Raw genomic sequence first — 25,510 nt, forward strand, 5'->3', positions numbered from 1 at the left:
CTGTTCGAGTTCCTCGCGCGAGCCGCGGCCCAGTTCGGCCTGGCGCAGCCGGGCGCGGGGCAGTGGCGCGCCCCGGTGCTGGTGGGCCTGGCGGCTGCGGTCGCGGGCGGCGCCGCGGTCGCGGCGTGGATGCTGCTCGGTCCCGACAACGGCCCGGCGACGGCCGCGCGGCCGCCGGCGTCCCCGTCGTCGGGGCAGCCCACCGGACCGGCCCCCGAGCCGCCCGTGGACCCGTCGTCACCGGGCACCGGCACGCCCAGCACCCCGGCGGGCACCGGCAGCGCCGGCTACACGGTGGTGCGCAACGACGACGGCTTCTCGGTGGCGGTACCCGCCGGCTGGGAGCCCAGCCACAACGAGACGGGCAGCGGGGCCTTCTACCGCCCGCCCGGGGACCGCAGCGCCCTGCTCCAGATCTTCCGCGTGACGGAGAGCGGCTCCACGGGCTCCTGCACGCTGCTGCAGATGTCCTCGGACCGCCTGCGCGACGGGACCCCCGGCTACCGGCAGGTCTCCCTCGAACCGGCGTCCGGAACCGGCTGCGAGCTGGTCTACGAGTACGACAGCGCGGAGTCCCACGGCCGCCGCCGGGGCATGGAGCGGATCATCACCACGCCGGACGGCAAGCGGTGGGCGCTGCTGGCGGCCGGCCCGTCCGGCGAGAGCACGACGACGCGCGCCAACCTGACGGCGGCCCTGGACTCGTTCCGGCCCGACTGAGCCGCCCGGCCCGACTGAGCGGCCCGGCCCGACTGAGCCGCCCGGTCAGGCCGCCCGGCCGGTCAGGCCTTCTTCGCCGACGCCGGGGTGTAGTGCCCCGGGGTCATGCGGGTGGTGACGCCGATCCGGTTCCACACGTTGATCGTCGCGATGACGGCGATCAGCTGGGCCAGCTCCGCCTCCTCGAAGTGCTTGGCGGCCCTGGCGTACACCTCGTCGGGGACGAAGCCCTCCGTCAGGACGGTGACGGCCTCGGTCAGTTCGATCGCCGCCAGCTCCTTCTCGGTGTAGAAGTGCCGCGACTCCTCCCAGGCGCCGAGCAGCAGGACGCGCTCGACGCTCTCGCCGGCGGCGAGCGCGTCCTTGCTGTGCATGTCCAGGCAGAAGGCGCAGTGGTTGAGCTGCGAGGCGCGGATCTTGACGAGTTCGACGAGGGCCGGGTCCAGGCCCTTCTTCGCCGCGATCTCCAGGCCGATGACGGCCTTGTAGACCTCGGGGGCGACCTGGGCGAACTGCATGCGGGGGGCGTGTGCGACGGCGAGTTCGGCGGTGTCGGCGTGCGTGCCGGTCTGGTTGCTCATGGCTCCACCGTACGGACGAGGCGGCCCGCCGCTATGGTCCATGTCCATGACCGGATCGTGGGCCACTTTCGGTGCCGACCTGCACCTGGACCTCGCCGCCGCGGCGGGCGGACGGGGCCTGCGGGCCGCCCTGACCGAGGCGCTGCGGGAGGCCGCGCGCAGCGGGCGGCTCGCGCCCGGGACGCGGCTGCCGTCCTCGCGGTCCTTCGCCGCCGACCTGGGGATCGCCCGCAACACCGTCGCGGAGGCGTACGCCGAGCTCGTCGCCGAGGGCTGGCTGACGGCCCGCCAGGGTTCCGGCACCCGGGTCGCGGAGCGGGCCAGGGTGCGCCGGGCCGCCGGGGCCTCCCCGGTACGCCGCCCCGCGCGGCGGGGGCCCGCGTACAGCCTGCTCCCCGGCTCGCCCGACCTGAGCGGCTTCCCGCGCACCGCCTGGCTGGCGGCGGCCCGGCGGGCGCTGACCGGCGCCCCGAACGACGCCTTCGGCTACGCCGCCGACGCACGCGGCCGGGCGGAGCTGCGCGAGGCGCTCGCCGGGTACCTGGCCCGGGCGCGCGGGGTGTACGCCGACCCGGACCGGATCGTGCTGTGCGCCGGCTTCGCGCACGCGCTCCAGCTCCTCGGGCGGGTGCTGCGGGGGCGCCGGGTGCGGGAGGTGGCGGTGGAGGGGTACAGCCTCGACGTGCACCGGGACCTGCTGACCGGGGCCGGGCTGGTGACCCGCCCGCTGTGGGTGGACGAGGCCGGCGCCCGCACCCCGGACCTGGCCGCGCTCGGCCCCCGCACGGGCGCGGTCCTGCTGACCCCGGCGCACCAGTTCCCCACGGGCGCGGCCCTCACCCCCGCGCGCCGGGCGGCGGCCGTGGACTGGGCGCGCACCACGGGCGGGCTGATCCTGGAGGACGACTACGACGGGGAGTTCCGCTACGACCGCCAGCCCGTCGGCGCGCTCCAGGGGCTGGACCCGGACCGGGTGGTGTACCTGGGCACCGCGAGCAAGTCCCTGGCGCCGGCGCTGCGGATGGGCTGGATGGTGGTCCCGCCGGACCTGCTGGAGGAGGTGACGGCGGCGAAGGGCCCGGTCGACTGGACGTCCAGCGCGCTGGACCAGCTGACCCTGGCGGAGTTCATCACGTCCGGGGCGTACGACCGCCACGTGCGCGGCATGCGCCTGCGGTACCGGCGGCGCCGGGACGAACTGCTGGCCGCCGTGGCGGGGCGGGTCCCCGTCTCCGGCATCGCGGCCGGGCTGCACGCCGTGCTGGACCTCCCGGCGGGCACCGAGCGCTCCCTCGTCCAGGCCGCCGCCTGGCAGGACCTGGCCCTGGAGGGCCTGGCGCGCTTCCGCCACCCGGAGTCGGCGATGCCGGTGCGCGAGGCGCTGATCGTGGGCTACGGCACCCCGCCCACGAGCGCCTGGACCCCGACCCTGAAGGCCCTCACCGCGGCCCTGCCGTGACGCCCCACCGGCGCCTCCTTCCCCGCCCGGGCTTTCCGCCGCTGCGCCGGACTCCGTCCGGGACCGCAGGCGCCGCCACCTGCTGCGCCCCGTCGCCGCCCTCGCCCGCTCGGCGCCCGCGGACTCGGGCCGTCGGCGGGGCCGCGGGCCCGGGCTGGCGGGTCCACCGCCTGCGGGTGGTCGGCCGCTGCGCGGGCAGGTTCCCCTCCCCGCCCTTCCACCGTTCCCCGGGCTCTGCCCGGACCCGCGCCTCAAACGCCGGCGGGGCTGGATCTCTCGCCTGCGCCGCGTCCGGCCCCGCCGGCCTTTGTGCGCAGGGGCCGGTGGGCAGGTGACAGCTCACGCCCCTTCTGCGATGGCGGCGCACCCGCGACCAGAGACGCGGGGTCCGGTTGCCGGGCGGCAGTGCACGCCCCGCCGGCCATGGCGGTGCAGCCGCGTCCGGCCCCGGCGACGTGTGCGGCGCCGGGGCCGGTTGGCGGGCAGCAGTGCACACCCCGTCTGCGAGGGCAACGCGGGCGCGGCGCGCGGCCCCGTCCAGCCCCGCCGGCGTTTGAGGCGCGGGGTCCGGGGCGGCGACCCGGGGAACGGTGGAAGGGCGGGTAGGGGACCGGCCCCGCAGGGCACGCACAGCCGCAGCCCGGACACCGCGCATCCGCGCCGGGCCCCCGAGGGCATCCGGGCCGGCCTGCCCCTCCGCACAGCCGCAGCCGCACCCGGGCAGCCGCAGCCCCCGGGCCCCGGACGGGGAAGCGCCCGGCCAGGGCTACGGTTCGCCGAAGCGGGACAGGGCCAGGGCGCCCGCCACCGCCACCGCGAAGCCCGCCACCGCCGCCCAGGTCAGGCCCTCGCGGGTGCGGTCGCCGAGCCAGACCACGCCCACCACCGCCGGGCCGACCGTCTCGCCCAGGACCAGGCCCGCCGTCGCCGCCGTCACCGAGCCGCGCTGCAGGGCGGAGGTGAGCAGCAGGAACGCCGCCGCCCCGCCCAGCAGCAGTGCGTACAGCGCCGGGTTGCGCAGTTCCCGTACCGAGAGGGAGCCGATGAGCCGGACCGCCACCTCCACCACCCCGAAGCCCGTCCCGGCCGCCAGCCCCAGGACCAGCGCGCGCGGCCCGTCCGGCAGCCGCCCCGCCGCCGCGCCCGCCACCAGGACGAGCACGGCCACCCCCAGCAGGCCCAGCTTCAGCGCGAGCGTCCCCGTCCCCGACCCCTCCTCACCGGAGGCCAGCCCGAGCATCAGCAGCCCCGCGCACACCACCCCCACCGCGCCCCACTCCAGCCGCGTCAGCCGCATCCGTAGCATCCGCGCCGCGACCACCGCCGTCACCGCGAGGCTCGCGGCCAGCGCGGCCCCCACCGTGTAGATCGGGACGTGCCGCAGGGCGATGATCTGGAGCACGAAGCCGACCGCGTCCAGCCCGAGACCGGCCACGTACCGCCACTGCCGTACCGCCCGCAGGAACAGGGCCGCGTCGACGCCCGACCCCGACCCCGGCCCCGGGACCGCCGCCGCCCGGGCCGCCACCGCCTGGAACACCGACGCGGTACCGAAACACACCGCCGCACCCAGCGCGCAAACCATCCCAATCAGCACGAACAGACTCTAGGTCACCATCGTGACAAGGGTGTGACGGCGGCCGGATTCCCTCCCCCCGCGCCCCCGCTCTAGGGTGCAAGCCATGGATACCGGCAACACCACCAGACGCCGCATGCGCTCCAGCGCGGTCGCCCTCGGCGGCATGGGCCTGCTCGCCGCCACCCTCGTGGCCTGCGGGAGCAACGACGAGCCCGACAAGCGCTGCGCCTCCCGCACCACCCTGGACCACCTGAACGCCAAGGAGTGCAAGAGCGGCGGCCACGGCGCGTACTACTACGGCGGCTCCGTCCGCAACGGCAAGGTGACCGGCGGCAGTTTCGACAAGTCCGCCGTCACCCGGGGCGGCATCGGCGGCCACAGCACCTCCGGCTCCTCCGGCGGCTGAGCCCCATGCAGCGGCACACCATCGAACCGCGCCCCGACTGGCAGAAGACCGTCGAGGAGCAGGGGCTGATCTACCCCCTCACCCGTTACCCCGACGACTCGCTGCGCCCCTACTGGGACGAGAGCGCGTACTACTCCTTCTCGCTGCCGGAGGTCGAGGCGCTGGAGGGGGTGGTCGAGGAGCTGCACGCCATGTGCCTGGCCGCGGCCGCGCACATCGTGGAGAACGACCGCTTCGCGGACCTCGGCATCACCGACCCGAAGCTGGCCGCCCTGATCGCCGAGTCCTGGCGGCGGCGCGCCGAACAGCCCTCCCTCTACGGCCGGTTCGACCTGCGCTACGACGGAGCGGGCGCCCCCGCCAAGCTGCTGGAGTACAACGCCGACACGCCCACCTCCCTCGTGGAGGCGGCGAGCCCGCAGTGGTTCTGGATGGAGGACCGCTTCCCCGGCGCCGACCAGTGGAACTCCCTCCACGAACGGCTCGTGGAGGCCTGGCGCCGCCAGGCGGAGCTGCTTCCGCCCGGCCCGCTGCACTTCGCGCACTCCGAGACCGACGAGCTCGGCGAGGACCTGATGACGGTCGCCTACCTCCAGGAGACCGCCGAGCAGGCCGGGCTGGAGACGCACGCGCTGTCCGTGGAGACGATCGGCTGGGACAGCCTCGCGGGCCGGTTCGTGGACGAGAAGCTCCGCTTCATCCGCAGCTGCTTCAAGCTCTACCCGTGGGAGTGGCTGGCCACCGACGAGTTCGGCCCGCAGGTGCTGGGCACCTACGACCACGGCGGCGGCTCCGGCAGCACCGTCTGGATCGAGCCGATGTGGAAGATGCTGCTCTCCAACAAGGCGCTGCTGGCGATCCTGTGGGAGCTCTTCCCGGACCACCCGAACCTGCTGCCCGCCTACCTCGACGGCCCGCGCGAGCTGGCCGCGACCTGCGGGTACGCCGCCAAGCCGCTGCTGGGCCGCGAGGGTGCCGGGGTCACGCTCCACGAGCCGGGCGAGGGCGGGGAGCCCTTCGTCCCGGCCGAGGGGGAGACGTACGTCTTCCAGGCGCTGGCCCCGCTGCCCGACTTCGACGGCAACCGGGTGGTGCTCGGCGCGTGGGTCGTGGAGGAGGAGGCGGCGGGGCTCGGCATCAGGGAGTCGGCGGGGCCGGTCACGGACGAGTACGCCCGGTTCCTGCCGCACGTGATCCTGGAGGACTAGTCCGCGTCCGGGCAGTACTTCTCGAAGCTCAGCTTCGCGCCTGCCGTCCAGCCCTTCCAGTAGGAGTCGGAGTGGGTCTGGCTCTTGTCCGGCGCGGGCGGGCTGTCGCAGTCTTCCTTGGAGGCCTTCACGCCGGCCGTGGCGCCGTCCTTGTAACCGTTGCGGTAGTCCTGCCGGTTGTTGGTGGGGGACGGGGACTTGGGCTCCGCCTTCTTGCAGTTCACGAAGATGAAGTTCTGGTCCTCCGCGACCGCGAGGACGGTGTAGTCGACGTTCTTCTGGAACCGCTGGACCCGGAAGTTGCCGTTGGCGTCGATGTTCAGCGGCTCGGTCGACTGGCCGTCGTTCAGGTTGCGCGGCGGCGTGAAGCCCTCGCCGGTGATGACGACGAACTTCCCGCCGGGGTCGGGGGTGACCGTACAGCTGGCGGTGGGCACCGCCGTGGTGGCGGCGGCCGCCGGTGCGGCGACGGCGGCGGCGCCGCCGAGGGCGACGCAGGACGCCAGGACGCCGCAGAGCAGGGTGTTTCGGTTGCGTCGGTGCATGGGGGTCTCCCATCGGAGGGGCGGCCCGCGAAGACCAGGGGCGCGCACCCGTACGGGGTCCTTCCATCGTCCGGCGGACCGTTCCCGGTGTCCACCGCAGCGCCCCGAGCAGCGCGGGTGCGGCCGGACCGGCCGCACCCGCGCTGTTCGGCCGGCTAGGCGGAGAGCACCGACCGCAGCTGGTCCAGCCCCCAGTCCAGGTCCTCCTTGCTGATCACCAGCGGCGGTGCGATGCGGATCGTCGACCCGTGGGTGTCCTTCACCAGGACGCCCAGCTCCATCAGCTTCTCGGAGACGTCGCGGCCCGTCCCGCGCGCCGGGTCGATGTCCACGCCCGCCCACAGCCCGCGGCCGCGTACGGCGGTCACCGCGCCGCCGCCGGTCAGCAGGTTCAGCTCCCGGTGCAGGTGGTCGCCGAGTTCGGCGGCGCGCTGCTGGTACTCGCCGGTGCGCAGCATCGCGATCACCTCCAGGGCGACGGCGCAGGCGAGGGGGTTCCCGCCGAAGGTGGACCCGTGCTCGCCCGGGCGGAACACCCCGAGCACGTCCCGGTCGGCGACCACGGCGGACACGGGCACCACCCCGCCGCCGAGCGCCTTGCCCAGCACGTACACGTCGGGCACGACGCCCTCGTGCTCGCACGCGAAGGTCCGGCCGGTGCGGCCCAGGCCCGACTGGATCTCGTCCGCCATGAACAGCACGTTCCGCCGGCGCGTCAGCTCCCGTACGCCCGGCAGGTATCCGGCGGGCGGGACGAGGACGCCCGCCTCGCCCTGGACCGGTTCCAGCAGCACGGCCACCGTGTTGGCGGTGACGGCGGCGTCGAGGGCGGTCAGGTCCCCGTACGGGACGATCTCGAAGCCGGGTGTGTAGGGGCCGTAGTGGTCGCGGGCCTCGTGGTCGGTGGAGAAGGACACGATGGTCGTCGTACGGCCGTGGAAGTTGTTCGCCGCGACGACGATCTTGGCCTGGCCGTCGGGGACGCCCTTGACCTCGTACCCCCACTTGCGGGCCGTCTTGACCGCCGTCTCCACCGCCTCCGCGCCCGTGTTCATGGGCAGCACCATCTCCTTGCCGCACAGCGCGGCCAGTTCGGTGCAGAAGTCGGCGAAGCGGTCGTGGTGGAAGGCGCGCGAGGTGAGAGTGACCCGCTCCAGCTGGGCCCGGGCGGCGTCGATCAGCCGGCGGTTGCCGTGGCCGAAGTTGAGCGCCGAGTACCCGGCGAGCATGTCGAGGTACCGGCGGCCCTCCACGTCGGTCATCCAGGCCCCGTCCGCCGACGCGACGACGATCGGCAGGGGGTGGTAGTTGTGCGCGCTGTGTTCCTCGGCGGAGCGGATGGCATCAGCAGTTCTCGACACGGGGTCTCCGATCGTCCGTCTGGCTGGTGGCGCGGGTGACGTGGGTGACGTCCTTTGTATCGTCGCTCGGATCGTGGACCCGGAAACCTCCCCGCAGCCGCGCCCGCTAGGGTGTGCGGTACGCACGGCGACTGGCGCACGGAGAACGGACTCCGGGGGAGTCGTGCGCGTACGACCGCAGACAGGGCCGCTCGCCTGGGCCTCGCGGGGACGAGAGACGACATCGACCCCGGAGGAGCCGCGATGACCGCGCACCGCCAGCCCGCCCTGTACGCCACCGACCCCGAGCTCGCCTCGCTCGTCACCGCCGAGGAGACCCTCCAGGCGCAGACGCTGCGGCTGATCCCCAGCGAGAACTACGTCTCCGCGGCGGTCCTGGAGGCCTCCGGCACGGTCCTGCAGAACAAGTACAGCGAGGGCTACCCGGGCCGCCGCTACTACGAGGGCCAGCAGAACATCGACCGCGTCGAGGCGCTGGCGGTCGAGCGGGCCAAGGGCCTGTTCGGGGTGGACCACGCCAACGTCCAGCCGTACTCGGGCTCGCCGGCGAACCTGGCCGTATACCTGGCCTTCGCCCGGCCCGGGGACACGGTGATGGGCATGGCCCTGCCGATGGGCGGGCACCTGACGCACGGCTGGGGGGTCTCGGCGACGGGCTCCTGGTTCCGGGGCGTCCAGTACGGCGTCCGGGCCGACACCGGCCTCATCGACTACGACGAGGTCCGGGCGCTGGCCCTCGCGGAGCGCCCGAAGGTCATCTTCTGTGGCGGTACGGCCCTGCCCCGGACCATCGACTTCGCCGCCTTCGCCTCGATCGCCGAGGAGGCGGGCTCGGTCCTGGTCGCGGACGTCGCCCACATCGCGGGCCTGATCGCGGGCGGGGCCCACCCCTCCCCGGCGGGGCACGTGGACGTGATCTCCACGACCACCCACAAGACCCTGCGCGGGCCGCGCGGCGCGATGCTGATGTGCCGGGAGGAGCACGCGAAGGCCATCGACAAGGCGGTCTTCCCCGGCCTCCAGGGCGGCCCGCACAACCAGACGACGGCCGGCATCGCCGTGGCCCTCCACGAGGCCGCGCAGCCGTCGTTCGTCTCGTACGCCCACGCGGTCGTCGCCAACGCGAAGGCGCTGGCCGGGGCGCTGCTGGAGCGGGGCTTCGACCTCGTCTCGGGCGGCACGGACAACCACCTGATCCTGATGGACCTGACCTCGCGGGGCGTGGCGGGCAAGGTCGCGGCGAAGGCGCTGGACCGGGCGGGGATCGTGGTGAACTACAACACGGTGCCGTTCGACCCGCGCAAGCCGTTCGACCCGTCGGGCATCCGCATCGGTACGCCGTCGCTGACGTCGCGGGGGCTGGGCGTGGAGCACATGCCGCTGGTGGCGGAGTGGATCTCCCGCGCCGTCGACGCGGCCGCCAAGGACGACGAGCCGGCCCTGGGCGCCGTCCGCGCCGAGGTCGCCGACCTCCTGGCCGCCTACCCGGCCCCGGGCCTCCCGCTGGCGTAGCCCGCCCGAGGTCCCGCTGCGCGGAGCCCCTCCCCGCCCCGCCCTTTCTCCGCTTCCGCCCCGAACGCCGGCGCTGGGGAACGGGCGAAGGGCGGGGTCGGGGACTTCGGCCGCGCGGCGGGCTCCCGGGCGCGGGCCCAGGACGGGTCGGGCACCTGAGAGAATGGCGGCATGGCTTCTGATCGTCCTCGCGCGCTCTCCGGCATCCAGCCCACCTCCGGCTCGTTCCACCTCGGGAACTACCTCGGAGCGATCCGCCAGTACGTCGCCCTCCAGGAGACGCACGACGCCTTCTACATGGTCGTCGACCTGCACGCGATCACCATGCCGCAGGATCCGAAGGACCTCCGCGCCAACACACGCCTGTCCGCCGCGCAGCTGCTCGCCGCCGGCCTGGACCCCGAGCGCTGCACGCTCTTCGTCCAGAGCCACGTGCCCGAGCACGCGCAGCTCGGCTGGGTCATGAACTGCATCACCGGCTTCGGCGAGGCCAGCCGGATGACCCAGTTCAAGGACAAGTCCGCCAAGGGCGGGGTCAACAGCGCCAGCGTCGGCCTCTTCACGTACCCGATCCTCCAGGTCGCCGACATCCTGCTCTACCAGGCGAACGCCGTCCCGGTCGGCGAGGACCAGCGCCAGCACATCGAGCTGACCCGCGACCTGGCGGAGCGCTTCAACCAGCGCTTCGGCCGGACCTTCACGCTCCCCGCCGCGCACATCGTCAAGGAGGTCGCGAAGATCTACGACCTCCAGGACCCGTCGATCAAGATGTCGAAGTCCGCGTCCTCCCCGAAGGGCCTGATCAACCTCCTCGACGAGGCCAAGGTCACCGAGAAGAAGATCAAGAGCGCGGTCACCGACACCGGGTCCGAGATCCGCTTCGACACGGAGAACAAGCCGGGCGTCAGCAACCTGCTCACGATCTACTCCACCCTCACGGGCGAGTCGGTCCCCGCCCTGGAGGCCCGCTACGAGGGCAAGGGCTACGGCGCGCTCAAGACCGACCTCGCCGGCGTGATGGTCGATTTCGTCACACCCTTCAAGCAGCGCACCCAGGAGTACCTGGACGACCCGGAGACCCTGGACTCCCTGCTGGCCAAGGGCGCGGAGAAGGCGCGGGCGGTCGCCGCGGAGACCCTGGCGCAGGCGTACGACCGCCTCGGTTTCCTGCCCGCCAAGCACTGACGGACCGGCGCCCCTGGCGGCCGAGGGGGTGCTGGCGCCACACTGAGGCGGCAGCACCTCGTACACACACCAAGGAGACACACGTGGGGACCGTAACGCTCGGCGTTTCGATCGCGGTCCCGGAGCCGTACGGCCGCCAGCTCCAGGAGCTGCGCGCCGGCTTCGGGGACGCCGCCGCGCACGGCATCCCCACGCACGTCACCCTCCTGCCGCCCACCGAGGTGGAGGCGGAGCGGCTGCCCGCGGTCCGCGCCCACCTGGCGGAGGTCGCGGGCTCCTTCCGGGCCTTCCCGATGCGCCTGGAGGGGACGGGAACCTTCCGCCCCCTCTCGCCGGTCGTCTTCGTCCGGCTCGCCGAGGGCACGGCGGGCTGCACCCGCCTCCAGGGCCGCGTCCGCGATCCCGAGGGGCCGCTCGCGCGCGAGCTGGCGTTCCCGTACCACCCGCACGTCACGGTCGCCCACGGGATCTGCGACGAGGCGATGGACCGGGCCTTCGCCGAGCTCGCCGACTACGCCGCCGCCTGGCTGTGCCAGGGCTTCGCCCTCTACGAGCAGGGTTCGGACGGGGTCTGGCGCATGCTGCGCGAGTACCCCTTCGGCGCGGGCACCGCCGGCGTCCCCGCACAGCCCGCTCCGGTGGGCGACACGGCCGCGCGCCGCTCCTGACGCAGGAGCCGCAGGGCCCGGCGGGCACGGAACCGCAGGCCCCGCAGGACCAGCGTGTGGAACGGACGGGTCGCAGAACGAGCCGTAGGGCGAAAAGTCACAATCGACGACCGTACTGCCCGAAAGCGACAATCCTGGCTATTTCCGGCAGCTCATTTACGGTGGCCCCATGGACTGGCTGAAGAAACTCCCGGTGATCGGGCCGGCGGCCACGGCCGCCATGCGGACCCACGCCTGGCGTTCCTACGAGCGCCTCGACCGCGTGCACTGGACCCGCCTCGCCGCCGCGATCACCTTCATCAGCTTCCTCGCGCTCTTCCCGCTGATCACGGTCGCCGCCGCCGTCGGCGCCACCCTGCTCAGCCAGGACCAGCTGGACAAGCTCCAGCACAGCCTCGCCGAACAGGTCCCCGGCATCTCCGACCAGCTCGACCTGGAGGGGCTCGTCGCCAACGCCGGCACCGTCGGCCTCGTCGCCGGCGCCGTGCTCCTCTTCACCGGTATCGGCTGGATCGGCTCGATGCGCGACTGCCTGCGCGCGGTGTGGGAGAAGGACGACGAGGACGAGGGCAACCCCTTCCTGCGCAAGGGCAAGGACGCCCTCGTCCTCCTCGGCCTCGGCGGCGCCGCCCTCGCCTCGGCCGCCGCGTCGATCGTGGGAGCCAGCGCGGTCGGCAAGTTCGCCGAAGTCCTCGGCATCCCGCGCGACGGCGTGGGCGGGGCGCTGCTGCGCGGCGCGGCCTTCGTCGTCGGCGTCCTGGCCGCCTTCCTGCTGCTGCTCTACCTCCTGACCCTGCTGCCCGGCGTCGACCCGCCCCGCGGCCGCCTGATCCAGGCGGCGCTGATCGGCGCGGCGGGCTTCGAGCTGCTGAAACTGCTGCTCAGCGGCTATATGCGGGAGGTCGCGGCCAAGAGCATGTACGGGGCCTTCGGCGTGCCGATCGCCCTGCTGCTGTGGATCAGCTTCACGGCGCGGCTGCTCCTCTTCTGCGCGGCCTGGACGGCGACCGGCCACCGGGACCCGGCCGAAGCGGACGACACGGACGACGCGCAGGACGCGGCCGGCGGAGCCGCGTCCGGGGAGTACCGCCCCGACGACGGGGCCGAAGCCGTTCCCTAGCCGGCTCTAGAGGGCGTCGCCGCCGCCGGGGCCGCGGCGGCCGCGCGGCCAGCGCCGGTTGACCACGAAGGCCCCGCCCGTCAGGACGGCCAGCGCCCCGCCCGCGATCCCGAGCGCCGTGCCGAGCCCGCCGGAGCCGGAGGCCGCCTGGCCGCCCGCCGCCGGCTTGCCCTTCCCGTGCGTCTGGGCGGGGGAGCCGAGCGGGGAGGCGTCCAGGCTCTTCGGCGGGACCAGCTCGCCGACCGGCTTGACCTTGCCGGCCGCGGCGAAACCCCAGTCGAAGAGCTGCGCGGTCTCCTCGTACACCCCGTTCAGGCCGCCGTTGTCCGGGTTCATGACCGTCACCAGCAGCTTCTTGTCACCGCGCTGGGCGGCGCCGGTGAAGGTCGAGCCGGCCATGGTGGTGTTGCCGTTCTTCACCCCGGCGATGCCCTTGTAGGGGGTGATGCCGCCGGCGCCGGTCATCAGCCGGTTGGTGTTCTGGATCTCGAAGTACTCGCGCGGCCGGCCCGCCTCCTGCCGGCCGGGGAACTTCGCCTCCGCCGTGCCGCAGTACTCGCGGAAGTCCTGCTTCTGCAGCCCGGAGCGGGCGACGAGGGTGAGGTCGTAGGCGCTGGACACCTGCTCGGGGGCGTCGTAGCCGTCCGGGGACACCACGTGGGTGTCCAGGGCCTGGAGCTCCTCGGCGTGCGCCTGCATGTCCTTGACGGTCTTTTCGATGCCGCCGTTCATGGCCGACAGCACGTGCACCGCGTCGTTCCCGGAGCGCAGGAAGACGCCCAGCCACAGGTCGTGGACGCTGTACTCGTGGTCCTCCTTGACCCCGACCAGGCTGCTGCCCGGGCCGACGCCCTCCATGTCCTCGTCGGTGACCAGGTGCACCTTGTCCTTGGGGAGGCCGGGCAGCACCGTGTCGGCGAACAGCATCTTCATGGTGGAGGCCGGGGGCAGCCGCCAGTGGGCGTTGTGCGCCGCGAGGACCTCGCCCGTCTCGGCGTCCGCCACGATCCAGGAACGGCCGCTGAGGTTGGCCGGGAGGGCGGGCGCGCCGGGCAGCAGGTTGACCTGGGTCCCGGGCTGCCCGAGGCGGGCGCCGCCGACGGTGGACATCGAGGGGGGCGGCGCGGCGGCGTCCGGTGCCTTCGGGGGCTGTCCCTTCCCGTCGGCCGGCGGGGGCGGCGCCGGCGCCGCCTCGGCGGGCGCGCTCGCGGGTGCCATGAGCACCGCTGGAAGCAGCAGCGCGGCGGAAAGGACCGTCAGCGCGGTCTTCTTGGCAGACACGCAGGTGAACGTACATCCCGATTGACTGACCGGCGCCCGGGACCGGCCAACCGGGCCCAACCACCCCCGGTACGGCCCACCCCGGCGCGTCCGTCCTGGGGACGAATCCGATACTGGGGACATGAAACTCAGCCGCACCGCGTCCTGGTTCCTCGCAGCGTTCGGAGTCTGGTCCTGGGTGATCTGGTCCACGTTCGTCAAGAACCTCCTCCACGACGCCAGCGGTCTGGCTTTCGACGACGGCCGGCCCACGCCCTACTTCTGGGTCCACCTTCTCCTGGCGGTGACGTCCTTTCTCCTGGGGACGGCCGTTGGGGTGATCGGGGTGCGCGGTCTCCTGGCCCTGCGGCGGGAATCGCGATGACCGTGGTCGTGGTGATCGCGGCGGTGGCCGCGGTACTGGCGCTGCTGGGGCTGGTCCACCGGTGGCTGTGGGTCCGGCTGGTCCGCGACACGACCCGTGCGGGCGGGCCGCTCCGGCGGGCGGGCACGGTGCTGGCCTTCGCGCTGCCGCTGCTGGCGCTGGCGGCGCTCACCGCCGGACGGGCGGGCGCGCCGTTCTGGTTCGAGCGGCTGGTGGCGTGGCCGGGGTACATGTGGCTGGCGGTGCTGCTGTACCTGACGATGGCGATGGCGGTGGCGGAGCCGGTCCGCCGCCTCTGGCTCCGCCGGCCCGCCGCCCCCGGTGCCCCGCGGCCACCGCAGGTTCCGGCCGCGGGCTCCGGGGCACTGCCCCCTGCCGAGGCGGGTACGGCCGGTACGTCCGGGGGAGTCGGAGTCCGCGGCGCGGGCGAGGTGTCCGGGGCGCAGCCCCGTGTCGCGGCGGATGCGGCCGGGGATCCCGTCGCCGTGTCCGCGGGGGCGGGGGAGGAGCCGCGGCTGCGGGAAGGGGCGGGCGGGGGATCGGCCCCGCAGGGGCCCGCCGCCGACCGGCCGGCCACCGCCCCGCAGGACGGCCCCGCCGCGCAGCCGGGCGCGGTGCCCGCTCCCGGCGACGCCGCGGCGCGGGAGGTGAGCCGGCGGGTGTTCGCGGCCCGGGTGCTCGGCGGGGCGGCCGTGGCCGCGGCGGGGGTGACCGTGGGGGCCGGGACCTACGGGGTGCTCCGCGGGCCGCGCGTCAAGCGGGTGCAGGTGCCGCTGGCCCGGCTGCCCCGCGCGGCGCACGGGTTCCGGATCGCCGTCGTCAGCGACGTCCACCTCGGCCCCGTCCTCGGCCGCGCCCACACCCGCCGCATCGTCGACACCGTCAACCGCACCCAGCCCGACCTCATCGCCGTCGTCGGTGACCTCGTGGACGGTGACGTCCACGACCTCGGCCCCGCCGCCGAGCCGCTGCGCGAGCTCCGCGCCCGCCTCGGCAGCTACTTCGTCACCGGCAACCACGAGTACTTCTCCGGCGCCCGGCAGTGGGTCGACCACGTCCGCGAACTCGGCCTCACCCCCCTGGAGAACGCCCGCCGCGAGCTGCCGCACTTCGACCTCGCCGGGGTCAACGACGTCCAGGGGGAGAGCGAGGGCCACGGCCCCGACTTCGGGGCGGCCCTCGGGGACCGCGACCGCTCCCGCACCTCCGTGCTCCTCGCGCACCAGCCGATCGTGATCGACGAGGCCGTCCGCCACGGCGTGGACCTCCAGCTCTCCGGGCACACCCACGGCGGCCAGCTGTGGCCCGGCAAGTACCTGGCCGAGCTGGCGAACCCGACCGTCGCGGGCCTGGAGCGCTACGGCGACACCCAGCTGTACGTCTCCCGCGGCGCGGGCGCGTGGGGTCCGCCGGTGCGGGTCGGAGCCCCGTCCGACATCACCGTCGTCGAACTCGCCTCGTACCAGGCCTGACCCGGTCCGACCGGACAGCCTGGGCCCTGACTAGGGAGTGCTCCCCACGGTGTCGCCGTGGGCCAGCAGCAGGGTGCGCAGGGCGTCGGCGACCACGGACGCCGTGCCGGGGTCCAGCGGGGCCAGCAGCCGGGCGTAGTGCACCAGGTGCTCCTCCATGACGGCACCGCTCACCGCCAGGCCCTCGTCGGTCAGCCGGATCCGTACCGAGCGGCGGTCCGCCCCGTCGCGGACCCGCTCGACCAGGCCCTTGGCCTCCAGCCGGTCGATCCGGTTGGTGATGGCGCCCGAGGTGACCATCGCGGCCGGGATCAGGGCGCCGGCGGTCATCGCGTACGGCGGGCCCGATCGGCGCAGGCTGGCCAGGACGTCGAACTCGCCGACCTCCAGGCCGCGCTCGGCCATGAAGGCCTTGAGCTGCTTGTCGATGATCCGGGTCATCCGCTGGATGCGGGCCAGGACCTCGACCGGCCACAGACCCGCCGCGAGGTCGGGGCACTCCGCCTCCCACTGGCCGATGAAGGTGGCCACCGTGTCCTTCTCCCTGGCGTCTTCCATGACCCCAGATTACCTCAACGTTAAGACACTTGACGTTGAACCACTGCCGGTGTTTTTATCTCAACGTTGAGATTGTCAAGGCTGAGATGTGAAGGGGAGGGGCTGTCATGACCGCCACCACCGGCACCGGCACGACCGTCGGGAGCAGGAGCACCGCCGTCCCGGAGCGCGGGCCCGTCCCCGTCCTCTGGCTCGCCCTGCTGGCCACGCCCATCGCCGCCGGGGCCAACGCGCCGGTGCTGATCCTCCCCGACATGGCCGCCTCCCTCGGCGTCACCACCGCCGGCGCCGCCTGGCTGCTCACGGGCTTCGGCTGGGCGATCGCCGTCGGCACCCCGCTGCTCGCCGGACTCCTGCGCCGCCGGGGCCTCGCCGCGGTGCTGCGCCTGGCCACCGTCCTGGTCCTGGCCGGCACCCTGCTGGTCGCCGCCTCCCCCTGGCTCCCGCTCACCCTGGCCGGCCGCTGCGCCCAGGCGGCGGGCGGCGCCGGGCTGGTCGCGGCCGCGATCAGCCTCGCCGGAACCGCCCGCCGCATGGGCGTCCTCAGCGCCGGCTTCGGCATGCTCGGCGCGGCCGGGCCGCTGCTCGGCCGGGCCCTCGCGGACGGCGCCTCATGGCGGATCGCCCTCACCGTCCAGGCCGTGTCCCTGCTGGCGGTGCCCGCCGTCCTCCGCCGGGCCGGCGCGGGCACCCCGCCCGCCCCCGGCCGCTTCGACGGCCGCGGCGCCGCCCTGCTGACCGCGCTCGCCACCGCCCTGGTCCTGCTGCCGACCGCACCGCTCGCCGCCCTCGCCGCAGCCCTCGTCGCCGCCGCGCTGCTCGCCGTGCACGTCCGCCGGCGCCCCGACGGGTTCGTGCCCGCCGCGCTGCTGCGCCGGCCCGTGTTCGTGGTCTCCTCGCTGCTCGCGCTGGCCCTTTCGGCCTCCTACTTCACGCTGCTCTTCGCGGTGCCCCGGCTGCTCGCCGACCGCGCCGGCTGGGACACCGCCGCCGCCGGCACCGGACAGCTGGTCGCGCTGCTCGCCGGGTCCGCGCTGTCCTGGCCGCTCGCCGCCGCCTCGGCCCGGATGAGCCGGACGGCCGTGCGTACGGTCCTCGTCACCACCGGCGCCCTGGCCGCGCTCGCCGGGATCCTCGGCACCTCAGGGGCTCTGCTGCTGGCGGCCACCGCGGCGGGGGTGTTCACCGCCGGCGCAGCCAACGCCATCCTGTCCACGCACGCCGTGGCCGACGCCCCCGGGGAGGCCCAGCGGCCCAGCGCCATCGGCCTGTTCACCCTCTGCTACCAGCTCGGCGGCGCCTTCGGCCCGGCCGTCGCCGCCCTGCTGGTCCTCGGCTGAGACCCCGGGGGCCGGGGCCGGGCGCTCACTCCTCGCCGGGGTGCGGGTCCGAGGCCCGCTTCCCGGCGCGCGAGGCCGCCGTCTGGGCCATGCCCGGCAGGAAGTCCGCGAACAGCTCGTGCACCTCGCGCACCAGCGGCCGCAGCACCCGGAACCGGGCCAGCACGATGCCCCGCGTGGTCAGCTGCGCACCGCGCTCGGCGAGCCGGCGCGTCTTCTCGCTGCCGGGCGAGCGGTCGAAGACCCAGTAGAGGACCAGGCCCATCTGCGAGAGCCACATCAGCTCCGGCAGCACGTCCGCCAGTTCGGCCGGCACCTTGGTCTTCGCCCCGGCCAGCACCTCGCGGTGGATGTCGATGGCCGCCTTGCGCGCCGGTTCCGATTCCGCGGAGAAGGGGCTCAGCGGACTCTCCGGGTCCGCCGCGTTCTTGAAGAACTGGGAGGCGAACTCGTGGTAGGGCTCCGCGATGTCCAGCCAGCTCGTCAGCACGCCGGCGAGCCGCTTCTGGAGGTCGGTCTCCTGGTCCAGGACGGGCCGGACGGCCGCCTGGTGTGCGGCGCCGATCCGGTCGTAGAACCCCTGGACCAGGTGTTCCTTGGACTCGAAGTAGTAGTACGCGTTGCCGACCGAGACCCCTGCCTCCTTGGCGATGCCCCGCATGGTCGTCTTGTCGAAACCGCGCTCCTGGAAGAGCCGGAGCGCGGTTTCGAGAATGAGCGTGCGGGTCTGCTCGCTCTTGGGCGCCTTCTGATCTGTCACGGTGTCCGACCCTATCGGGGCGCCGGGCACTGTTCGTCACAGGCCGGTTCTCGGGGCTCCGCTTGGGAATTGGTACGGACCGCGTGCCGGACGGCGGCGGCCGTGTACATGGCGGCCTTCGCGAAGGGCCGGCCCGCCGCGGTGGCGAGCCAGTCGGCCTTCGCGCGGTGTTCGGCCAGCGCCCACAGGCACACGATGAAGGCGTCCGTCCCGCGCCACACCTGCCCCCCGTCCCCGACGACGGTGATCTCGCGGAGGGTGTCGGCGTGCGCCAGCCGCGGGAACCGCCGCCAGGCCTCGGCGGAGGCCGCCGGCACGAGCCGCAGCGGGACCAGCTGCCGCTGCCCCAGCAGCCAGTTCCGGATGTGGACGCACACGGGGCAGTCGGCGTCGTACAGGACGGTCAGGTGCCGGACGGCGGCCCGCGCGGCCCGCGCGCCCCGCGCCACCGGTCAGGCCCCGGCCGGCGCGGTCCACCCCTGCGGGGCGACCGGCGGCAGCGGCGGCATCTGCGGGGCCTGGCGCTCCATGATCCCGCGGCGGCGCATCCGGCTCAGGACCCACACGTTGCCGAGGTGCATGACGCCGAGGACCAGCAGGACGACGCCGAGCTTGACCGACAGCGCCTCGAAGAGGCCGCGCGCTTCGAGGATCGTCTCGCCCGAACGCAGGTACAGGGTCACGAAGCCGACGTTGACCAGGTAGAAGCCGACCACCAGCAGGTGGTTGACGGCGTCGGCGAGCTTCTCGTTCCCCTGGAGGACGTCGCCGATGAAGACGCGGCCGTTGCGGCTGAGCGTACGGGCCACCCAGACGGTCAGCCCGATGCTGATGAGCAGGTAGATGACGTACGCGACCACGGTGAGGTCCATTGCCCCAGCCCCCTTGAACGTGTTCAACTCCTTGGCAGGGCTGACTCTAGACCTATTTTTGAACAGGTTCAAGCCTTGGTCAGCAGGGCGGCCGGTACCCGGCGCGGATCCCCGCGGGGCGGTCCGCCGCGATGATCGCGGCCTGGGGGCGGGGCGTCGCGGAGCCGTCGGAGTGGAGGACGGGGCCCGGCTCCCGGACGGTGCCGACCTCGGCGCCGCGCCGGTCCGCGTGCGCGGCCGTCACCCGGTCCAGCGGCGCGGGCGTGAGCGTCCCCGTCTCGCGGACGTACGCGACGAAGCTCTCGAAGTCGCGCTGGTGGCGGTAGGGGGCCCGGAAGCCCGCGAGGGCGTCGTAGCCGTCGCACGCGAGGAAGGTGTACGAGGGTGCCGCGAGCCGGTAGCTGCCGGCGGGATCGAGCGGGACGCCGTCGATGAACACGTCCGCCGGATCCACCCGGTCACCGACCCCGCCCCGGGCGTCGAAGGTGTAGCGCACGTTCCGGGAGACGGCGAGCGGCGCGAAGAGCAGCTCGCCGCTCGCCGCCCTCGTCCACTGCTGCTCCAGTGCGTCGTGGATCTGCCGTCCCGTCACCGTCGCGGTGACGACCGGGTTGCCGTAGCCGACGGCCCGCCAGGCCCGGCCGAAGGTGACCGCGCCGCCCGACGCCGCGTCACGCACCAGGTCCCCGGCGATCACGGCCTGGCCCACCCGGGGAGCGGCGGCGACCAGGGCGAGCTGGGCCGGCACGTTGGGGTGGGCGTTGGCGTCGTTCTCCGGGTCGGACGGCCTGCGGCCCGCCCACAGCGCCCAGTCGGCGGCCAGGTCGCCCATGGTGCTCTCGCCGGCGGTGTCGCGCGTACGCCGGAACGAGCCGGTCTGCCGGCCGATCCGGGCGGCGTCGCGCGCGGCGGCCTGGCCGGCCCAGTAGTCGACGACCTCCTTGAGGTCCGGGTCCGGGGCGATGTCGCGGGTGTTGGGGTGGTTGGTCGACACGGTCAGCTCGCGGACCACCTGGCCGGTCACCGGGTCGAGGCGGAGGTTGATCTCGTTGATGAGCTGGCCGTGGCAGCCCGCCTCGACGAAGGGGCGGGGGACGCCGTCGGGATCCGGGACCATCATGTTGAACCGGCTGTGCCAGTGGCCGGTGACGATGGCGTCGAAGTCGGGGGAGACGCGCAGCGCCAGGTCGAGGGCCGGACCGGTGGGGTCGGAGCCGCTGTTGAAGTCGGCGCCGGCCACGGCCCCGTCGTGGACGCTGAGGACGAGGGCGCCCACGCCCCGGGCCTTCAGCAGGGCCGCGTACCGGTCGGCGGTGGCGACCTGGTCGAGGGTGGTGAGCCCGGGCTGGTAGGAGCCGGGCAGCAGCTCGGTGCCGAGGGCGGTGAGGTGGACGAAGCCGATCCGCAGCTCCTGTCCGGCGGCGGTGCGGACCGTCTCGATGTTGTACGCGGGCAGGACGGTGCGCCCGTCGGAACCCCGGACGACGTTGGCGCTGTGGTAGCGGAAGTCGCAGCCGTGGAAGCGGGCGCCCGAGGAGTCGGTGAAGGTGGCGTCGCGGCCCTCGACGGGGAACGGCACGCCCTGCTCCATGTGCCGGCGCAGCATGGCGGGCGACTTGTCGAACTCGTGGTTCCCGGCGGTCGCGAAGTCGAGGCCCATGCGGTTGAGCGCCTCGACGGTAGGTTCGTCGGCGAAGGCGGCGGCGTCGAACTCCCAGCCCGCGAAGGCGTCCCCGGGGGTGAAGAAGAGCGAGTTGGCCCGCCCGGCCCGGAGCCGGGCGAGGTGGGCGGCCATGTGGGCGACGCCGCCGACGGTGTACGTACGGCCCCCGTTGCCCGTGATGGTGGCGTCGCCGCCCGGGGCGGCCTGGAGGTAGCCGTGCAGGTCGGTGATGTTGAGGAGCTGTACGTCCACGTACTCGGCGGCGGTGGCCGCGTCCCGGGCGTCGTCGGTGGCGCGGGCGGCTACACCGGTGGCGAAGGTGGCGGCGACGGTGCCGAGGGCGGTGAGGAACGTCCGCCGCCCGAGGCGCTGCGAACTGGCGCCGGGACGCGCGGTGCTGGTGGGCCTCGTCACAGCCGCCCATGCTCCCGGGCCGGGGCGCACGTGTCGAGGCGCCGTGCCGGGCTTCACCCCTGCGCGCCGGCCGGCTCGCCGGGGGCGCGCCCGCGGTGGGCGGCGTACACGAGCGAGGCCCGTACCCCTGGCAGGGGTACGGGCCTCGGCGGTCCACCGGCCTCGGCGGGGACCGGCGGACGGGGTCCGGCGCGTGAAGGGGATCAGAAGCGGCGGGTGATCAGCGCGCGCTTGACTTCCTGGATCGCCTTCGTGACCTCGATGCCGCGCGGGCACGCGTCGGTGCAGTTGAAGGTCGTGCGGCAGCGCCACACGCCGTCCTTGTCGTTCAGGATCTCCAGGCGCTGCTCGCCCGCCTCGTCACGGCTGTCGAAGATGAAGCGGTGGGCGTTGACGATCGCCGCCGGGCCGAAGTACTGGCCGTCGTTCCAGAACACCGGGCACGAGGACGTGCACGCGGCGCACAGGATGCACTTGGTGGTGTCGTCGAAGCGCTCGCGGTCCTCGGCGGACTGCAGGCGCTCACGCGTCGGCTCGTTGCCCTTGGTGACCAGGAACGGCATGACGTCGCGGTACGCCTGGAAGAAGGGCTCCATGTCGACCACGAGGTCCTTCATCACCGTGAGGCCCTTGATGGCCTCGACGGTGATCGGCTTCTCCGGGTTGATGTCCTTGATCAGCGTCTTGCAGGCGAGCCTGTTCTTGCCGTTGATCCGCATCGCGTCGGAGCCGCAGATGCCGTGCGCGCACGAGCGGCGGAAGGTCAGCGTGCCGTCGAGGTCCCACTTGATCTTGTGGAGACCGTCGAGCACGCGCTCCTTCGGGTCGATCTCGATCTGGAAGTCCTGCCACTCCGCCTCGGCCGAGACCTCGGGGTTGTAGCGGCGGATCCGGAACGTGACCGTGATGTACGGCGAAGCGGCGGCCGCCGCCTCCATCTTGTCCAGGGTCGGGGTGGCCATCAGTACTTACGCTCCATCGGCTGGTAGCGGGTGACGACGACGGGCTTGTAGTCCAGGCGCACGGAGTCCTGGCCGTCGGCGCCGACCTCGCGGTACGCCATGGTGTGGCGCATGAAGTTGACGTCGTCGCGGTTCGGGTAGTCCTCGCGGTAGTGACCGCCGCGGGACTCCTTGCGCGCCAGCGCGGACACGGCCATGACCTCGGCCAGGTCGAGCAGGTTGCCCAGCTCGATGGCCTCCAGCAGGTCCGTGTTGAAGCGCTTGCCCTTGTCCTGGACGGACACGTTCTTGTAGCGCTCGCGCAGCTCGGCGATCTTCTCGACCGCCGTCTTGATGGTCTGCTCCGTACGGAAGACCATCACGTTCGCGTCCATCGTCTCCTGGAGCTCCAGGCGCAGCTCGGCGACCCGCTCCTTGCCCGTGGAGTTGCGCAGCCGCTCGACGAGCTCGGCGACCTGCTGCGCCGGGTTCTCCGGCAGCTCGACGTAGTCGTTCTGGGCCGCGTACGCGGCCGCCGCGATACCGGAGCGCTTGCCGAAGACGTTGATGTCCAGCAGGGAGTTGGTGCCCAGGCGGTTCGCGCCGTGCACCGACACGCACGCGACCTCGCCGGCCGCGTACAGGCCGGGTACGACGGTGGTGTTGTCCGCCAGGACCTCACCCTCGACGTTGGTCGGGATGCCGCCCATGGCGTAGTGCGCGGTGGGCTGGATCGGGATCGGGTCCGTGTACGGCTCGATGCCGAGGTACGTACGGGCGAACTCGGTGATGTCCGGGAGCTTCGCGTCGAGCTGCTCCGGCGGCAGGTGGGTCAGGTCCAGGTACACGTGGTCGCCCTCGGGACCGCAGCCGCGGCCCTCGCGGATCTCCGTGTAGATGGAGCGCGAGACGACGTCACGGGACGCGAGGTCCTTCATGACCGGCGCGTACTTCTCCATGAAGCGCTCGCCGTCCTTGTTGCGCAGGATGCCGCCCTCACCGCGGGCGCCCTCCGTCAGCAGGATGCCCATGCGCCAGATGCCCGTCGGGTGGAACTGGAAGAACTCCATGTCCTCCAGCGGCAGGCCCCGGCGGTAGCAGGCCGCCTGGCCGTCACCCGTGAGGGTGTGCGCGTTGGAGGTCACCTTGAAGAACTTGCCGGTGCCGCCGGAGGCGTAGATGACGGCCTTGGCCTGGAACACGTGGATCTCGCCGGTGGCGAGCTCGTACGCGACCACACCGGCCGACTTCTTGACGCCGTCCTCCTCGACCAGCAGCTGGTCCAGGACGTAGAACTCGTTGAAGAACTCCACGCCCTCCTTGACGCAGTTCTGGTACAGCGTCTGGAGGATCATGTGGCCCGTGCGGTCCGCGGCGTAGCAGGACCGGCGGACCGGCGCCTCGCCGTGGTTGCGGGAGTGGCCGCCGAAGCGGCGCTGGTCGATGGTGCCGTCCGGGGTGCGGTTGAACGGCAGGCCCATCTTCTCGAGGTCGAGGACCGCGTCGATGGCCTCCTTCGCCAGGATCTCGGCGGCGTCCTGGTCGACCAGGTAGTCACCGCCCTTGACCGTGTCGAAGGTGTGCCACTCCCAGTTGTCGTCCTCCACGTTGGCCAGGGCGGCGGCCATGCCGCCCTGCGCCGCGCCCGTGTGGGAGCGGGTGGGGTAGAGCTTCGTCAGCACGGCGGTGCGGCTGCGCTTCGTCGCCTCGATGGCGGCGCGCATGCCCGCGCCACCGGCGCCGACGATGACGGTGTCGTACTTGTGGATCTTCATGAGTCGATTCGCCTCAGCCCGTGCCTAGCGGATGTTCGGGTCGAAGGTGAAGATCACCAGCGTGCCCAGAAGGATGGTGAACACCGTGGCGGTGTAGAGCAGGCCCTTCAGCCACAGCCGCGTGTTGGCGCGCTCCGCGTAGTCGTTGATGACGGTACGCAGACCGTTGGCGCCGTGCAGCATGGCCAGCCACAGCATCAGCAGGTCCCAGACCTGCCAGAACGGGGACGCCCAGCGGCCGGCCACGAAGGCGAAGCCGATCTTGGAGACGCCGCCGTCCAGCACCAGCTGGATCAGGAGGTGGCCGATGACCAGGACGACCAGCACGATGCCCGAGAGGCGCATGAAGAGCCATGCGGCCATCTCGAAGTTGCCGCGGGTCGAGCGCGGGGTCTTGCCGGTGCGCTTGCGCGGGGCCTCGATGTAGGGCGCCGGGTTGTCGGTGTCGTAGAGGGAAACGCCCTCCACGTCGCCGATCGCCTTGGCGGAAGAAGTGTCAGAGGACATGCGTGTCACTTCCCGAACAGTTCGAGGTAGGCGTGGCCGAGTACGGGGTACAGGGCCCCGCCCATCAGCAGGACCCAAATGCCCACGACCCACCAGAGCATCGACTTCTGGTGGCGGGGGCCCTTGGACCAGAAGTCCACGGCGATGACACGGAGACCGTTGAGCGCGTGGAAGAGGATGGCGGCGACGAGGCCGTACTCCAGCAGCGCGACGATCGGGGTCTTGTAGGTAGCCACGACATCGTCGTACGCCTCGGGGGAGACGCGGACGAGAGCGGTGTCGAGGACGTGTACGAACAGGAAGAAGAAGATGAGGACGCCGGTGACTCGATGAGCCACCCAGGACCACATTCCTTCCCGGCCGCGGTACAACGTTCCAGCCGGCACGGAAAACCCTCCGGAAGCGGGGCGGGGGCCAGCCGGCTTCTTTGTCGGTCGGGCCCGGCCGGGTACGGTCCACCGGCCCCGGACATCGTAGCGACGCTTTGTCGGTTCCCTCGCCCGGGGTCCTCCGGTGTGATCAAACAGGCACGGACGGGCTATCCCACAGGGGCAAATAGCCCGAAATCGGCAGCAGACAGGCCGTCGTCCGGGTTCGGACGCTGCACACCGGCGAGACCGTCCAGCAGCCGGACCATCCGGGAGCGGGTCACCAGGCGCAGTTCGTCAGCGGCGATCGAGCGCTCCTCGTCGATCTCGTGAGCCATCCTGCGGCGGATCGCGGCCAGCAGCTGGTCCACCTGCTCCTCCGGTGGATGCCCGTCCAGGCAGATCACGAAGGCGTGCCCGAAGGTCCGCTCGTACTCCGCCCGCGCCGCGTCGAGCGCGAGCAGCGCGGCGTACGGGGCCCCCTGCCCCAGCTCGGCGGAGGACTCCCGGGCCAGTGCCTCGGAGAGGTCGCGCTGGGAGAGGTCGTACGCGGCCTCGTCGGCCGCCGCCAGCAGCGAGGCGGTGTCCGGGTAGGGGCGGTGGGCGGCGACCCGGTGGGCCCAGCGCCCGCTGCCGCAGCAGCGCAGCAGGACCGCGCGGGCGGTCTCGGGCGGCAGGCAGTTGAATCGCGCCAGTCCGGCGCCGGGGGCGGAGGCCGGGCCGCGGACCTGTGCCGGAAGGTGGCTGGACAGCGGAGTTCTCCTCGGGGCGTGCGCGGGGTGTGCCGCCACGCTAGCGATCTCGGAGGGGCCGCGCCCCGCTCGCGCGGGGATTTCACCCGGAAGTGAGCC

25 protein-coding genes and 1 pseudogene are annotated in these 25,510 nt (G+C 73.3%); 11 read left to right on the forward strand and 15 right to left on the reverse strand.

Annotated elements, in window-relative coordinates; genetic code table 11:
* Positions 1-720: pseudogene (locus tag AB0D45_RS27415) on the forward strand (hypothetical protein); the annotation flags it as partial.
* 62 nt (positions 721-782) lie between these two features.
* Here the strand turns inward: AB0D45_RS27415 and AB0D45_RS27420 are convergent.
* Positions 783-1,301, reverse strand: coding sequence for a carboxymuconolactone decarboxylase family protein (locus AB0D45_RS27420; protein ID WP_362463818.1), 519 nt, complete (start codon positions 1,299-1,301; stop codon positions 783-785).
* 46 nt (positions 1,302-1,347) lie between these two features.
* Here AB0D45_RS27420 and AB0D45_RS27425 point away from each other — a divergent pair, with 46 nt between their 5' ends.
* A complete protein-coding gene (locus AB0D45_RS27425) occupies positions 1,348-2,760 on the forward strand; it encodes a PLP-dependent aminotransferase family protein (RefSeq protein WP_362463821.1) in 1,413 nt (470 codons plus the stop codon).
* A gap of 766 nt (positions 2,761-3,526) precedes the next feature.
* Here the strand turns inward: AB0D45_RS27425 and AB0D45_RS27430 are convergent.
* Positions 3,527-4,345, reverse strand: a complete 819-nt coding sequence (locus tag AB0D45_RS27430) for a hypothetical protein (RefSeq protein ID WP_362463873.1) — start codon at positions 4,343-4,345, stop codon at positions 3,527-3,529.
* Positions 4,346-4,442: 97 nt separating this feature from the next.
* On the opposite strand from AB0D45_RS27430, the gene AB0D45_RS27435 reads away from it, so the two are divergent.
* Together AB0D45_RS27435 and AB0D45_RS27440 are read left to right on the forward strand one after the other, a co-directional pair.
* Positions 4,443-4,745 (forward strand): hypothetical protein, encoded by a 303-nt coding sequence (locus AB0D45_RS27435; RefSeq protein WP_361601370.1) that lies wholly within the window; start codon positions 4,443-4,445, stop codon positions 4,743-4,745.
* Positions 4,746-4,750: 5 nt separating this feature from the next.
* Positions 4,751-5,953 (forward strand): glutathionylspermidine synthase family protein, encoded by a 1,203-nt coding sequence (locus AB0D45_RS27440; protein ID WP_361601367.1) that lies wholly within the window; start codon positions 4,751-4,753, stop codon positions 5,951-5,953.
* On the opposite strand, the gene AB0D45_RS27445 is transcribed toward AB0D45_RS27440, so the two are convergent.
* Together AB0D45_RS27445 and rocD are read right to left on the reverse strand one after the other, a co-directional pair.
* On the reverse strand, positions 5,950-6,498 hold the full coding sequence (locus tag AB0D45_RS27445) for a hypothetical protein (protein WP_362463824.1): 549 nt from the start codon (positions 6,496-6,498) through the stop codon (positions 5,950-5,952). The genes AB0D45_RS27440 and AB0D45_RS27445 overlap by 4 nt on opposite strands.
* 155 nt (positions 6,499-6,653) lie before the next feature.
* Complete coding sequence (gene rocD / locus AB0D45_RS27450) at positions 6,654-7,859, reverse strand: ornithine--oxo-acid transaminase (RefSeq protein WP_361601361.1); 1,206 nt, start codon at positions 7,857-7,859, stop codon at positions 6,654-6,656.
* A 243-nt stretch (positions 7,860-8,102) separates the two neighbouring features.
* Here rocD and glyA point away from each other — a divergent pair, with 243 nt between their 5' ends.
* From glyA to AB0D45_RS27470, 4 genes are all read left to right on the forward strand, one after another.
* Entirely contained in the window at positions 8,103-9,371 is a 1,269-nt protein-coding gene (glyA, locus tag AB0D45_RS27455) for a serine hydroxymethyltransferase (protein ID WP_362463827.1), read from the forward strand.
* Positions 9,372-9,542: 171 nt separating this feature from the next.
* Entirely contained in the window at positions 9,543-10,556 is a 1,014-nt protein-coding gene (trpS, locus tag AB0D45_RS27460) for a tryptophan--tRNA ligase (protein ID WP_362463829.1), read from the forward strand.
* Between the two features lie 83 nt (positions 10,557-10,639).
* Entirely contained in the window at positions 10,640-11,224 is a 585-nt protein-coding gene (locus AB0D45_RS27465; RefSeq protein WP_362463832.1) for a 2'-5' RNA ligase family protein, read from the forward strand.
* Between the two features lie 169 nt (positions 11,225-11,393).
* Complete coding sequence (locus AB0D45_RS27470; RefSeq protein WP_362463835.1) at positions 11,394-12,344, forward strand: YihY/virulence factor BrkB family protein; 951 nt, start codon at positions 11,394-11,396, stop codon at positions 12,342-12,344.
* Between the two features lie 6 nt (positions 12,345-12,350).
* Here the strand turns inward: AB0D45_RS27470 and AB0D45_RS27475 are convergent, their stop codons facing one another.
* On the reverse strand, positions 12,351-13,625 hold the full coding sequence (locus tag AB0D45_RS27475; RefSeq protein WP_362463838.1) for a D-alanyl-D-alanine carboxypeptidase: 1,275 nt from the start codon (positions 13,623-13,625) through the stop codon (positions 12,351-12,353).
* Positions 13,626-13,746: 121 nt separating this feature from the next.
* Between AB0D45_RS27475 and AB0D45_RS27480 the strand changes: the two genes are divergently transcribed.
* Both AB0D45_RS27480 and AB0D45_RS27485 read left to right on the forward strand, forming a co-directional pair.
* On the forward strand, positions 13,747-13,989 hold the full coding sequence (locus AB0D45_RS27480; RefSeq protein WP_361601343.1) for a hypothetical protein: 243 nt from the start codon (positions 13,747-13,749) through the stop codon (positions 13,987-13,989).
* Positions 13,986-15,461: a metallophosphoesterase gene (locus AB0D45_RS27485; protein WP_362463841.1), complete on the forward strand. Its 1,476-nt coding sequence runs from the start codon at positions 13,986-13,988 to the stop codon at positions 15,459-15,461. The genes AB0D45_RS27480 and AB0D45_RS27485 overlap by 4 nt, the downstream gene beginning before the upstream one ends.
* Before the next feature lie 30 nt (positions 15,462-15,491).
* Here the strand turns inward: AB0D45_RS27485 and AB0D45_RS27490 are convergent, their stop codons facing one another.
* Positions 15,492-16,019 (reverse strand): MarR family transcriptional regulator, encoded by a 528-nt coding sequence (locus AB0D45_RS27490; protein WP_362463843.1) that lies wholly within the window; start codon positions 16,017-16,019, stop codon positions 15,492-15,494.
* Positions 16,020-16,126: 107 nt separating this feature from the next.
* Here AB0D45_RS27490 and AB0D45_RS27495 point away from each other — a divergent pair, with 107 nt between their 5' ends.
* The gene (locus tag AB0D45_RS27495; protein WP_362463846.1) at positions 16,127-17,359 is read left to right on the forward strand and encodes an MFS transporter; all 1,233 of its coding nucleotides are present in this window, start codon (positions 16,127-16,129) and stop codon (positions 17,357-17,359) included.
* 25 nt (positions 17,360-17,384) lie between these two features.
* Here the strand turns inward: AB0D45_RS27495 and AB0D45_RS27500 are convergent, their stop codons facing one another.
* The 9 genes from AB0D45_RS27500 to AB0D45_RS27540 form a co-directional block, all read right to left on the reverse strand.
* On the reverse strand, positions 17,385-18,119 hold the full coding sequence (locus AB0D45_RS27500) for a TetR family transcriptional regulator (protein WP_361601331.1): 735 nt from the start codon (positions 18,117-18,119) through the stop codon (positions 17,385-17,387).
* Between the two features lie 11 nt (positions 18,120-18,130).
* Positions 18,131-18,568, reverse strand: a complete 438-nt coding sequence (locus AB0D45_RS27505) for a DCC1-like thiol-disulfide oxidoreductase family protein (RefSeq protein ID WP_362463849.1) — start codon at positions 18,566-18,568, stop codon at positions 18,131-18,133.
* A 3-nt stretch (positions 18,569-18,571) separates the two neighbouring features.
* Complete coding sequence (locus tag AB0D45_RS27510; protein ID WP_361601325.1) at positions 18,572-18,991, reverse strand: hypothetical protein; 420 nt, start codon at positions 18,989-18,991, stop codon at positions 18,572-18,574.
* 79 nt (positions 18,992-19,070) lie between these two features.
* Complete coding sequence (locus AB0D45_RS27515) at positions 19,071-21,068, reverse strand: bifunctional metallophosphatase/5'-nucleotidase (protein ID WP_362463852.1); 1,998 nt, start codon at positions 21,066-21,068, stop codon at positions 19,071-19,073.
* Between the two features lie 203 nt (positions 21,069-21,271).
* On the reverse strand, positions 21,272-22,030 hold the full coding sequence (locus AB0D45_RS27520) for a succinate dehydrogenase iron-sulfur subunit (RefSeq protein ID WP_007266035.1): 759 nt from the start codon (positions 22,028-22,030) through the stop codon (positions 21,272-21,274).
* Positions 22,030-23,784 (reverse strand): succinate dehydrogenase flavoprotein subunit, encoded by a 1,755-nt coding sequence (gene sdhA, locus AB0D45_RS27525; RefSeq protein WP_361601318.1) that lies wholly within the window; start codon positions 23,782-23,784, stop codon positions 22,030-22,032. The genes AB0D45_RS27520 and sdhA overlap by 1 nt, the downstream gene beginning before the upstream one ends.
* Positions 23,785-23,808: 24 nt before the next feature.
* The gene (locus tag AB0D45_RS27530; RefSeq protein ID WP_267033120.1) at positions 23,809-24,291 is read right to left on the reverse strand and encodes a succinate dehydrogenase hydrophobic membrane anchor subunit; all 483 of its coding nucleotides are present in this window, start codon (positions 24,289-24,291) and stop codon (positions 23,809-23,811) included.
* Between the two features lie 5 nt (positions 24,292-24,296).
* Positions 24,297-24,677: a succinate dehydrogenase, cytochrome b556 subunit gene (sdhC, locus tag AB0D45_RS27535; protein WP_361601315.1), complete on the reverse strand. Its 381-nt coding sequence runs from the start codon at positions 24,675-24,677 to the stop codon at positions 24,297-24,299.
* Between the two features lie 152 nt (positions 24,678-24,829).
* The gene (locus tag AB0D45_RS27540) at positions 24,830-25,450 is read right to left on the reverse strand and encodes a 2-oxo-4-hydroxy-4-carboxy-5-ureidoimidazoline decarboxylase (RefSeq protein ID WP_361601312.1); all 621 of its coding nucleotides are present in this window, start codon (positions 25,448-25,450) and stop codon (positions 24,830-24,832) included.
* Positions 25,451-25,510: the final 60 nt, after the last annotated feature.

Source organism: Streptomyces sp. NPDC048352, from assembly GCF_040651895.1.
In the GTDB taxonomy this organism is placed as follows: Bacteria; Actinomycetota; Actinomycetes; order Streptomycetales; family Streptomycetaceae; genus Streptomyces.